Source organism: Thalassolituus sp. UBA2009, assembly GCF_002335285.1.
GTDB lineage: Bacteria > Pseudomonadota > Gammaproteobacteria > Pseudomonadales > Oceanobacteraceae > Venatoribacter > Venatoribacter alkanivorans.
Genome location: NZ_DDCJ01000155.1, coordinates 1 through 11,782 on the forward strand (window position 1 = coordinate 1; position 11,782 = coordinate 11,782).

At 51.6% G+C, this 11,782-nt stretch carries 11 protein-coding genes and 1 pseudogene; 9 read left to right on the forward strand and 3 right to left on the reverse strand.

Annotated features, from left to right (window positions below; translation table 11 throughout):
• The 3 genes from B3P58_RS19260 to B3P58_RS19270 all read left to right on the forward strand — a co-directional run.
• The coding region (locus tag B3P58_RS19260) for a coproporphyrinogen III oxidase (RefSeq protein WP_286719839.1) at positions 1-439 on the forward strand (439 nt) is incomplete at its 5' end.
• Between the two features lie 10 nt (positions 440-449).
• On the forward strand, positions 450-1,280 hold the full coding sequence (gene aroE / locus B3P58_RS19265) for a shikimate dehydrogenase (protein ID WP_286719841.1): 831 nt from the start codon (positions 450-452) through the stop codon (positions 1,278-1,280).
• Positions 1,281-1,330: 50 nt separating this feature from the next.
• Positions 1,331-2,029 (forward strand): VC0807 family protein, encoded by a 699-nt coding sequence (locus B3P58_RS19270; RefSeq protein WP_286719843.1) that lies wholly within the window; start codon positions 1,331-1,333, stop codon positions 2,027-2,029.
• Positions 2,030-2,098: 69 nt separating this feature from the next.
• Here B3P58_RS19270 and B3P58_RS19275 read toward each other — a convergent pair whose 3' ends face one another.
• A complete protein-coding gene (locus B3P58_RS19275; protein WP_286719844.1) occupies positions 2,099-3,961 on the reverse strand; it encodes a choice-of-anchor I family protein in 1,863 nt (620 codons plus the stop codon).
• Between the two features lie 221 nt (positions 3,962-4,182).
• Between B3P58_RS19275 and B3P58_RS19280 the strand changes: the two genes are divergently transcribed.
• Genes B3P58_RS19280 through B3P58_RS19290 form a run of 3 tightly spaced genes read left to right on the forward strand, consistent with a single transcriptional unit; the run spans position 4,183 to position 6,200 of the window.
• Positions 4,183-4,647 (forward strand): hypothetical protein, encoded by a 465-nt coding sequence (locus B3P58_RS19280; RefSeq protein WP_286719846.1) that lies wholly within the window; start codon positions 4,183-4,185, stop codon positions 4,645-4,647.
• 9 nt (positions 4,648-4,656) lie between these two features.
• A complete protein-coding gene (locus tag B3P58_RS19285) occupies positions 4,657-5,715 on the forward strand; it encodes a hypothetical protein (protein ID WP_286719848.1) in 1,059 nt (352 codons plus the stop codon).
• Positions 5,716-5,717: 2 nt separating this feature from the next.
• A complete protein-coding gene (locus tag B3P58_RS19290; protein ID WP_286719850.1) occupies positions 5,718-6,200 on the forward strand; it encodes a hypothetical protein in 483 nt (160 codons plus the stop codon).
• An 84-nt stretch (positions 6,201-6,284) separates the two neighbouring features.
• Here the strand turns inward: B3P58_RS19290 and B3P58_RS19295 are convergent, their stop codons facing one another.
• On the reverse strand, positions 6,285-7,007 hold the full coding sequence (locus B3P58_RS19295; RefSeq protein ID WP_145467257.1) for a YebC/PmpR family DNA-binding transcriptional regulator: 723 nt from the start codon (positions 7,005-7,007) through the stop codon (positions 6,285-6,287).
• Positions 7,008-7,310: 303 nt separating this feature from the next.
• On the opposite strand from B3P58_RS19295, the gene B3P58_RS19300 reads away from it, so the two are divergent.
• Positions 7,311-8,453 (forward strand): helix-turn-helix domain-containing protein, encoded by a 1,143-nt coding sequence (locus B3P58_RS19300; protein ID WP_286719852.1) that lies wholly within the window; start codon positions 7,311-7,313, stop codon positions 8,451-8,453.
• A complete protein-coding gene (locus B3P58_RS19305) occupies positions 8,450-8,950 on the forward strand; it encodes a DUF4411 family protein (protein ID WP_286719855.1) in 501 nt (166 codons plus the stop codon). The genes B3P58_RS19300 and B3P58_RS19305 overlap by 4 nt, the downstream gene beginning before the upstream one ends.
• A 94-nt stretch (positions 8,951-9,044) precedes the next feature.
• Here the strand turns inward: B3P58_RS19305 and B3P58_RS19310 are convergent, their stop codons facing one another.
• The gene (locus B3P58_RS19310; protein ID WP_286719858.1) at positions 9,045-9,596 is read right to left on the reverse strand and encodes a gamma carbonic anhydrase family protein; all 552 of its coding nucleotides are present in this window, start codon (positions 9,594-9,596) and stop codon (positions 9,045-9,047) included.
• Positions 9,597-9,745: 149 nt separating this feature from the next.
• Between B3P58_RS19310 and prlC the strand changes: the two are divergent.
• Positions 9,746-11,782: pseudogene (gene prlC, locus B3P58_RS20825) on the forward strand (oligopeptidase A); the annotation flags it as partial.

Genomic DNA, 11,782 nt, shown 5'->3' on the forward strand with positions numbered 1-11,782 from the left:
TTTTGCCAAATACAAAAAATGGTGTGACGACTATTTCTACCTTAAACACCGTGACGAAAGCCGTGGTGTCGGCGGTCTGTTTTTCGACGACCTGAACGAGTGGGACGGCGAACTGGATTTTGAAAAATCCTTCGCCTTTATGCAGGCGGTGGGCAGCGGTTATATCGATGCTTATGTACCCATTGTGGCGAAGCGCAAAGACACGCCTTATGGCGAGTGCGAGCGTAAATTCCAGTGTTACCGCCGTGGCCGCTATGTGGAATTTAATCTGGTGTTTGACCGCGGCACGATCTTTGGTCTGCAGACCGGTGGCCGTACCGAGTCGATTCTGATGTCGCTGCCGCCGGTGGTGCACTGGGATTACGACTGGCAGCCGGAACCGGGCTCTGCTGAAGCGAAACTTTATACTGATTTCCTGCCCCATAAAGAATGGGTGTGAGGCTGTAGTTATGACTGATCTTTATGCCGTTGTGGGCAATCCCATTGGCCACAGTAAGTCGCCGCAGATTCATTCTGCATTTGCCGCGCAGACCCGTCAGGATCTGCTGTATACCGCGCAACTGGTACCGCTCGACAGCTTCGAGCTGGCACTGGATAAATTCTTTAAACACGGCGGCTGTGGTGTCAACGTGACCGTGCCGTTTAAAGAAAATGCCTGGCGTTACGCCGATGAATTTACCCCGCGTGCACAGCGCGCGCAGGCGGTAAACACGCTGAAGAAAATGTCCGATGGCAGCATCCTGGCCGATAACACCGATGGTGTGGGTCTGGTACGCGATCTGACGGTGAATCATGGCGTGACATTAACCGGCAAACGTATTTTGTTGCTGGGGGCCGGCGGTGCAGTGCGTGGTGTGCTGCAGCCCATTCTGGAACAGCAGCCGGCGGAGCTGATTATTGCTAACCGCACCCTGAGTAAAGCGCAAACACTGGCTGCGGACTTTGCTGATTTAGGCAATATCAAAGCGGCAGCATTTGATGCACTGAATGGCAGCTTCGATGTCATCATTAACGGTACATCGGCCAGTCTGAGCGGCGATTTACCACCATTGTCTCCGGCGGTATTAACGGCAGAAACCGTTTGCTACGACATGATGTACAGCACGCAAACTACGGTGTTTAACCAGTGGGCGCTGGATAATGGCGTGGGCAAAGTGATTGATGGTTTAGGCATGCTGGTAGAACAGGCGGCTGAAGCCTTTGCTCTGTGGCGTGAAGTTCGTCCGGAAACCGCAACGGTGATTACAGTACTGCGTGGTGAACGTCGTCAGCGCCGTTAATGTGCGCTGACGCTATTTTTTACCAGCCTGATTTTTTATGGAAACCTTTAATGACCACCACCTCAAGCAGCAAGAAGAATCATAATTTTTTCAGTAATCTGCTGTTCAATATCGTTATCCCAACACTGATTCTCACCAAAGCCAGTGGTGACGATATGCTTGGTCCGACACTGGGAGTTATCGTGGCGCTGGCCTTCCCGCTGGCTTTTGGTCTGTGGGATCTGAAAACCGCAGGTAAAGTGAATGCCTTTTCGATTCTGGGTATTGTCAGCGTATTACTGACCGGTGGTATCAGCCTGCTGCATTTACCACCGGAATATCTTGCCATTAAAGAAGCGCTTATTCCCGGTTTGATCGGCATTGCGGTACTGCTGACCCTGAATACCCGTTATTCGTTACTGCGCATGATTATTCTGAATGACGAAGTGATCGATACAGAAAAGCTGCAGCAGGCGGTTGCCGAGCATGGCGAAGAAGAGAATTTTCAGCGTCATCTGACAATGGCCAATAAAATCATTGCTGCCTCGTTCTTTCTGTCATCAGCGCTGAACTATGGTCTGGCACGCTACATGGTAACTGCGATGCCAGGCACCGAAGAATATAACGAACAACTGGGTGCAATGACGGCGATGAGTTATCCGGTGATTGTGCTGCCAAGCATGATTATTCTGGCCCTGGCGATCTGGTATTTATTCCGCAATATTCACAAAGCGACTGGTCGCGGGCTGGAAGATTTTATGCGCCAGTAAGCTTGGCGCAGAGACATAAGAGATATAAAAAAAACCGCGCCGGAGCGCGGTTTTTTATTAATGCAGCCGTTACAGTGCAGCGCTGCTGAAATTCAGCTGATACACACTGGTCGTACCACTCACTTCATTGCCCACGGCAATAAAATGCTTACCGGCACGGCTGAAGTAGTCGATAGACTCAGGGCCTAAATCGCCGGCGGCGCTGTTGTAAACATCATTGCTGCATTCACCATCAACATTCACTTCAGTGCAGACCGCAGCGCTGAAATCGCGGTTATTCAGATAGCTCTGGAATACCGGGGCCTGCGGGTTGCTGATGTCATACACCATGATACCACCCTGACGTTCCAGACCAACGAACGCAAAAATACGGCCGTTAATGCTGGCCACTTCAATGGCTTCCGGCTCGGTGCCTTTGTCATCGCTGCGGTTGTCGGCGGTTTCTGCGGTTAAATTCAATTCGTTGTCGGCATTAAAATTATCCGGCTCAACGGCAAACACACGCTTGGCAATATCGTCACCACTGTCGAATACCAGTTCCGCATTGCTGTTCCAGATGGAAAACGAACGCGCGCCGTAAGCGTACAGAGTGTCGCCTGCGCCGATGCTCTCACGGTCGTTAATCAATTTAAGGCGCTTCAGCTGGTTGTTATCGTTAAGCGCGGTTTTTAACGGATGGGCGTCAGCGACGATATCAAACAGGTCGCCGCCACGGGCTTCGTCGACATGAGAAATACAGTCGTCGCTTTCATTAGCGTATTTCACAGCATCCGCGTCAACAGAACCAACAGAATAATCGTCGCCATCCCAGAGATGACTGGCCGCATCACAGTTCTGCTGCGTGGTGGAATAAATATATTCGCGTCCATCGCCTTCGTTGGCAGAGACAATATAGGTTTCGTTATTCAGTTCGAAGCTGGCAATGGTGTCCGGCATATACAGGCCAGCCAGTTTCTCGTAGCTGGCAAACTGACCTGCCAGGCCGTCTTTATTGGATGGGTCCAGCTGGTTGCCAGAGTCTGCATTCCAGGATTTTTCTCCCAGCGCTTTAATGCTGTCTACGCGGGCGTTGGCCACATCGATAATGGCCATGGCGTTATTTTCCTGCAGCGCAACCCAGGCTTTGCTGCCGTCGCTGTTCAGGGTCAGATATTCCGGTTCCAGATCCTGTGCCACGCTGGTACCGGCCGGGCCGGAAATACGCACGCCGGCGGGTAATTCAGCCGCCCGGCTGCCACCGTTATTAAAATCGGTAAACAGCACTTGCTGCACCACGGCTTTATCGGCGCTGAAGCCTTTATTTAAATCGACAATGGTGATCGACCCTTGCGGATCATTTTTATAATCACCGCTTGGTTCGCCTTCGTTGGCGCTCAGAATATAACGGCCATCGGCTGACAGGGTGACCATATCCGGCAGGCTGCCGGCAGGGTAAGTTGCCAGCAGGCTCAGATCGTCAGAGCGGTACAGAGCAATCAGACCGGCATCCTGTTTTACTTTGGCTTCAATGGCGACGGCGACCAAACCATTTTTGGCTGACACGCTGTTGGCGGCACCAATTTCAATACCGGCGGCAGTGGCTGCAGAGGCCAGATTGATACTGCCTTTTTTCGTCGGTGCGCTGTTGGTTTGCGCCAGTGATAAAACATCGATGGTGGCGTCTTTGGCGTTCACCACATAAAGCTGATCAGAACAGCTGTCATAGCTGACAATTTCTGCCGAGCTGGTGGCAAAATCATTACCGGATTCATAGCTGTCGATCAGTGTCAGTTGCAGAGTCCCGGTTGCGCTGGACGCAGCGGCTTTTTCTACGCTGGCGCACTGAATACCCAGCTCAGCCAGTGGGTTTTTATTACTGTTTTTATTGTCGTCGCCACCACAGGCGGCCAGCAGAGCCGTGCTTACCGCAACAGCCAGAAACTTCGGGTTCATAGTATCTCCGCTTAAAGTTAATTCATTTTATTGGCGCAGAGGATGGGACGGATTTATTACAGACATGTGACGATTTGATCAGAGAAATACATATCTGGGTAATCTGCTGCTGACAGGCCAGCGTAAAAAAAATCAGGGCATTACAAGCCACAATCGTTCTGGCGTGGCTGGATCGTCTTAAAATGAGACGGTATATTCGCGGAAAAATCCGGGGACATTTTATGAAGCCACTTATACCAGTGTTCGCATGTCTGATATTGGCAGGCTGTGCCGATACTTATCCTGACATTACCAATAACAGCAGCGGTGTTCCTGACCCTGATCCCGCATCCAATGATACGTTTTTCAATGCGGATTATATGGACGATGGTGATACCGGAACCCTGGGGCCGGATGACCGGCAGGATTATTACCGCTTGGCGGGCAGTCGTTTTGAGTCCAGCTATAACGGTACGCTGACCATCAGCCTGACCAATATGAACGGTAATGCTGATCTGGAAGTATTTGACCATAACCTGAACCTGCTCAGTTGGTCGCGCACGGAAGGAACAGCTGATGAAGTGGTGACTCTCTGGTATGACGCCAGTCGTAATACCGATCCTGACAGCCGTGGTCTGCACATGGTTAAGGTCAGCTCGGTGGATGGTAATAATATGAATTACACCCTGCGTATCAGTTTTAATTAAGGAGTCGTCATGATCAGAATTTCTCTGGCAGTGGCGGCTCTGACCGCAACCTGTGCTGTTACGGCGCAAACGCAATACGGTGATTATCGCGATTTATCCTACACCTCTTATACTCTGCGTCAGACCGCATGGTCGCCGGATCAGTACGTGGGGGATCTGAAAGATCTGGTGGAATTCGGTGATGCATTAGCCCATGTGGTGGAATTCCGCTCGCCGCGTAACAACGCATTCAGCTTTGATCTGGCAGCCGCTGTACGCACCAATGCCGATGGTGAAACCGAGCTGGAATCTTTTGTCGGTGCGGTAGAAGCCGGCGGTGTATTTTTCCGTCTGGAAAACAGCAGCGCTGAAGGTTATATCCACCCGCAAGACAGCGATACCCGGTTTAATGGCCAGTACATTATTGGTGAGCGTAAATTCGATGCCGAATATACCCAGTTAAATATCGGTACCGAGGTAGAAGGTAATATGGGCGCGCGCTGGGGGCTTGGTTATATCGAAGTCAGTCAACCGGCGCAAATCAGCCTGTATACCGCCCGTTCTGGCGGCGGCTATACCGACCGGGCCAACTATCCGGATGCATTGGTTGACCCGGAATACACCACCCGTCTGATTGGCCTGTGGTTTGATGTCGATAACCTGCAGGCAGCGATGCACGACCAAAGCGGCTTTGCCCTCAGCCTGTCTGAAAGTGGTGGCTGGCGTTACGGCCCGGGTCTGACCATGGATGTGACCGTTGGTCTTATGACCGGCCAAAGCAGTGCCAACCTTGAACGGGTTGTAAAAGATAATTACGGCCTGAATCTGGAATACGAAGAGCCGGTCGGCATGGGCTGGTCGATCAGTTATAAGCTGGAATACATCGTCGCTTACCGCATGCCGGGCAGTAATATCGGGATGTCGTTCGGCGTTGAAGGCCGTGCGCTGCAACAGTTCTTCACCATCGAAGATCTTACCGGGGCCGCCAACAGCGTGGATTCCAATTACGAAGCGGTTGGCCAGTTTGGTATCGGTGATAACACCGTATTCCACTACGGCCCCTTTGTACGACTGGCGTGGGAGATTTAAGTATGGCAACTCTGAAGCCCGTTATTTTACCGTTACTGGCCCTGACACTGGCTGGATGTATTGGCGAAAATGCCTCATTTGAACAGATTAAAGCAACGGCAGCTGAACCGGCTAATCACAGCCAGAGCAGTGCTAACCGTTTTATAACTCCGGCGAGTGAAAACGGTACCGCCAGCAGTGGCGTGCTCGGGACGCTGGAAGCGGGAGAAGAAGATTACTACTACGTAGACGTAGATTACTTTGACAGTGGTGACCATGAGTTCCGTTTAACCGGGCTGACCGATGATCTGGATATGACCGTGATTGACTGGGACGGAATGGAATATAGCTCTGCAGGTTCCGGTACCGGTGACGAAGTTGTCACCTCGGTCAGTACCAACGGATTAGGATTTTTCAGCGATAAAAAACGCATTGCTGTAAAAATCAGCGGCAAGACACCAACCTCTACCAGCCGTTTCCGTCTGGAGATGCGTACTACCGACTAAAACCTGAGCTGTAGCCCAGGCATAAAAAACGCCGCCGCAGTTTCCCGCAGCGGCGTTTTTTTTCAGTGTTGTTAAAAGCCAGAATCAGCCTTCAAATACACCGTTATGGTAGATGTGCGCAACATCTTCCAGATCGTTCAGCAGACCAGCGAAACGCTCGAACTGAGCGATGTCATCGCCGGATACCGGATGCTCGGTCTGTGGCAGATAAGTGATCTCTTCCACTTCGAAATCGATTTCCGGATTCATCTCTGTCAGCGCAGTTTTCGCCTTGAAGTAATCGGTTGGCGGCACCAGCACGGTGATCATGCCGTCTTCGCAGTCGATGTCGGAAACATCCACGTCGGCCATCATCAGTGCTTCCAGTGCGGCTTCTTCGTCGTCACCGGCAAACACGAACATCGCGCGGTGATCGAACATGTGCGATACCGAACCCTGGCTGCCCAGCTTGGCTTTGCACTTGGAGAAGATGCCACGGATATCACCGAAGGTACGGTTGCCGTTATCGGTCAGGGCGCTGATCAGCACCATGCAGCCGCCGGGGCCGATACCTTCATACAATGCAGGCTGGAAGTCTTCACCGGCACCGCCCTTGGCTTTGTCGATAGCTTTCTCGATCACGTGGCTGGGCACCTGATCTTTCTTGGCTTTATCGATCAGTCCGCGCAACGACAGGTTGGCAGACGGGTCAACACCACCGTTTTTGGCGCACATATAAATCTCGCGGCCATAACGGGAATACACTTTGGTTTTTGCTGCGGCCGTTTTGGCCATCGATTCTTTACGGTTCTGGTACGCGCGGCCCATAGGAATTGCTTCTTGTGGCTAATGAAAAAACGTACCGATTGTAACCGCTGGGCGCGATGCTGTCTTCTGTGGGGTGAGGGGGGAGTACTGATGATCCGGATATGGTATTGATAGACATTGACGGGGCGCAATGTGCCACGATCACGCAGCACAGGTGTGGGATAGGCGGTAGATATTGGGAGCGTAGTAGAAGATAGCCGCTAAATTCAGGATTACCTGCGGAGAGGTTGTCTATTTTCTAAACCTTAGGCGTAGCGACGAGCAGCGCGGCCCCCTATAATTGGTGAATATCTAGAGAGTTTCATGATGGCTAGTACGGCGCAAATTAATCACAGGATGCTGACTTGGGCGCGGGAGCGCTCCGGGATTGCTTTGCCTGAGTTTGCGGCTAAGTGCGGGGTTACGGAAGAGCGTCTGATGGATTGGGAGGAGGGCAAGCGCCCTATTACCTTCAATCAGGCTCAGGGCTATGCTAATAAAGCCCACGTTCCTTTTGGGTACCTGTTTCTTCACCAGCCTCCTTTGGATGAGCTACCTATCCCTGATCTGAGAACACTGGGGGATCGTGGCGTTGACCGCCCCAGTGCTGAGTTGCTTGATCTGATCAAGCTGACAATTCAACGCCAGCAATGGTACAGAGATTATCTCCTAGGCGAACTCGCAGACCCTTGTGATGTTGTTGGACGTGGGAGAGATAAAGGCAATGCACTGGATATTGTCAGTGACATGCGTCAGCAGCTCAGTGTTGGTCTGCATCCGACTCGTGGCGATAGTAATGAGTACTACCGTAAACTGGTCGAGAAGATCGAGTCTTTGGGCGTATTGGTGATGCGCGAGTCTTTTCTTGGGCATTACACGCGGATGTTTCGAGTTGACGAGTTTCGTGGGTTCGCTATCGCTGATGAGTATGCGCCCGTTATCTTTGTTAATCATGCGGATGCTCCTGGACCAAGATTATTCACCCTGATTCATGAACTCTGCCATATCTGGTTAGGAATCACTGGGTTGTCCGATGGCAGTGAGGATGCTCAAAGGGATAGTGAGAAGCTGTGTAATGCTGTTGCAGCAGAATTTTTAGTTCCAGAGGTTGAGTTTCGGCCATTGTGGAAAGTGCTGGACGACTGGAAAACTAATCTTCCGAATCTGGAAGCGCATTTTCGCGTGAGTAAGTGGGTGATAGCTCGTCGGGCGCTGACCTTGGGGTATATTTCTGCTGCCCAGTATCAGAATTTTATCTCTAAACAGATCGCGTTGTGGAAGCAACAAGAGAAATCTGACCAAAAAATAAGTCATTACAGGGTGAAAAATGCGCAGATCAGCTCTAATTTTTCCAAAGCTGTTATTTCTCAGGCTTTTAATGGGCACCTTTTATTAAGAGAAGCTGGTGAGTTACTCAATGTTAAACCAGCCAATATTAAGAAGTTTGCAAATGAGGTTGGCATTTGAATTACTTACTGGATTCGAATACATATATTCAAGCGAAAAACCAATATTATGGTATGGCGTTTTGCCCCGCGTATTGGGATTGGCTGGATGCTAAATTTGCTTCGGGTGAAGTTGGCAGTATTGAGTTTATCGGAAGAGAACTCCGTGATGGGAAGGATGAACTTGCTGATTGGGCTAAGGCTCGTTCAGGACATTTTATAAAACATGATGACGAAAATACACAGGCCGTTCTTATTGATATCGTCAATTATGTTATGAGCCAAGATTTTAACCTTGCAGATCGGGATAAGTTCTTGAACAAGGGAGATCCCTGGCTTATTGCTAAAGCAAAGGTTCTTGGCGCTACTTTAGTTACGCATGAATCGACTGTATCTCCTGCAACAAAGAAGGTAAAAATACCTAATATTTGCAAAGAATTTGGCGTTCGCTGCATTACGACGTTTGATATGTTGCATGAGCTTCAACCGAAATTCACGCTTGAGGCCAGCGAGCTGTAATACAAAGCAGTCACTTTTCAGAAGAGTATAAAGATCCCCATATCCATTCATTCTGAGCATTGAGTGGAAGAATATGAAGACCTTGTTCATCCGTTTACACGGGCTGATCATACCCCTCCGCCAGATGCTTATCCTTCAGCCGCACATAATTGCCCGCACCATAAGTAAAAAAGCTGCGTTCTTTTTCGGTAATCGGCCGTGCCTGTTTCGCCGGGTTGCCAACGTATAAATAACCGCTTTCCAGACGTTTGCCCGGTGTCACTACCGCGCCGGCGGCGACGATCACTTCGTCTTCGACGATGGCGCCGTCCATGATCATGGATTTCATGCCGATTAATACACGGTTGCCGATGGTGCAGCCGTGCAGCATGGCCTGATGGCCGATGGTAACGTCGTCGCCGATAATCAGCGGGTAGCCGCCGGGGTTGTAGTCGGAGGCGTGGGTAATATGCAGTACGCTGCCATCCTGTACGCTGGTGCGCGCGCCGATACGGATATGGTGCATATCGCCGCGGATAACCGCTAATGGCCAGACCGAGCAGTCGTCGCCCATTTCCACATCGCCGATAATCACCGCACTGCGGTCCACGAATACGCGTTCACCCAGTTTCGGGCTATGGCCCTGATAGCTTCTTACGTCTGACATTGTGTTCTGTTCCCGCGCTATGATCTTGAATTAAGGCCATTTGACCCAATTTATAAGGCATTGAGCAAGGGTTGCCCGTCAGGCACCTTCACCTACGCCCCTTTTCCGGAAGCGAAGCATCTATGACCACTTCTTCATCTACCAGTGAAATGGCTGCGGCAGCGGCGACCAATCCGCTGTCAGTAAACCATCGCCTGCCGCCGTTTTCGGCTATTAAACCAGAACATATCAAACCTGCTATCGAACAAAGGTTGAACCAGAACCGCGAGCGTATCCGCGAGTTGCTGGCCACGGTCAGCGAGCCGACCTGGGATAACTTTATTGCGCCGATGGAAGCCTGGGACGATGAGCTGAGCCAGGCCTGGTCTCCGGTCGGTCATTTAAACGGTGTGCTTAACAGCGATGAACTGCGCGATGCCTATAACGCCTGCCTGCCGCTGCTGAGCCAGTACAGTACCGAAATGGGGCAGAACAAAGCGCTGTGCGATGCCTATAAAAAGCTGCGCGCCTCGGCGCACTTCGACAGCCTGAGCACTGCACAGAAAACCGCCGTCGAACATGCGCTGCGCGATTTCCATCTGGCCGGTGTCGATCTGCCGGACGATAAAAAAGCCCGTTACGGCGAAATCCGTCAGCGTTTATCTGAGCTGACCTCTAAATTCGGCGAGAACGTGCTGGATGCCACTAACCACTGGAGCAAGCTGATCAGCGATAAGTCCGAGCTGGCTGGTCTGCCCGACAGCGCTCTCGACCTGCTGGCGCAACAGGCTAAAGCGCATGAGCAGGAAGGTTATCGTTTAACACTGGATTTCCCGTCCTATATGCCGGTGCTGACCTACGGTGAAAACCGCAGCCTGCGCGAAGAAATGTACACCGCCTATGTTACCCGTGCCTCCGATCAGGGCCCGGATGCCGGCAAGTTTGATAACAGCCAGCTGATGAACGAAATTCTGACCCTGCGTTACGAGCTGGCGCAAACTGCTGGGTTTTGAGTCGTACGCCCATTATTCGGTCGAAACCAAAATGGCCGGTTCGCCGGACGAAGTGCTGGAGTTTTTAAGCGATCTGGCGGCCAAAGCCAAACCCCAGGCCGAGCGTGAATTTGCCGAGCTGAAAGCTTTTGCCGCCGAGCAGGGCTGTGCTGATTTACAGCCGTGGGATGTGAGCTTTTACAGCGAAAAATTACGTCAGGCGCGTTACGCTATTTCGCAGGAAGATATCCGCCCGTATCTGCCGGTCGATACCGTGATTAACGGCATGTTTGAAGTGGTATCGCGTCTGTATGGCCTGAGCTTCGAAGAACAGAAAACCTTCGACAGTTATCATCCGGATGCACGTTTTTTCCACGTACTAAAAGACGGCGAACAGATTGCGGCCTTCTATCTGGATTTATACGCACGGGCGAAAAAACGCGGCGGGGCGTGGATGGATGATTGCCGTATCCGTCGCCGTAACGCCGATGGCAGCATCCAGCTGCCGGTGGCTTATCTGGTGTGTAATTTCACGCCGCCGGTTGGTGATAAACCGGCACTGCTGACCCACGACGAACTGACCACGCTGTTCCATGAATTTGGTCATGGCCTGCACCATATGCTGACGCAGATTGATGTGGCGGCGGTGAGCGGCATTAATGGCGTGGCCTGGGATGCCGTCGAATTGCCGAGCCAGTTCCTGGAAAACTGGTGTTACGAGCCGGAGGCGCTGGCCTTTATTTCCGGTCACTATGAAACAGGCGAACCGCTGCCACAGGAACTGCTGGATAAACTGCTCGCTGCCAAACATTTCCAGAGCGCGATGATGACCATGCGTCAGCAGGAATTTGCCCTGTTCGATTTCCGCCTGCACCACGAATTCCGTGAGCAGCCGGTGGATGTGCAGCAGCTGCTGAACGAAGTACGTGCTCAGGTAGCGGTGGTGCCGATTGCCGGCTTTAACCGTTTCCAGCACAGCTTCAGCCATATTTTTGCCGGTGGTTATGCCGCTGGTTATTACTCCTATAAATGGGCCGAAGTACTGAGTGCCGATGCTTATTCGCGCTTTGAAGAAGAAGGCATTTTTAACCGTGCAACCGGCGAAAGTTTCCTGCAGGAAATTCTCAGTCAGGGCGGCTCGCGTGAAGCGGCGGTACTGTTTGAAAACTTCCGTGGCCGTAAGCCGTCGGTTGAGCCTTTGCTGCGCCACAGCGG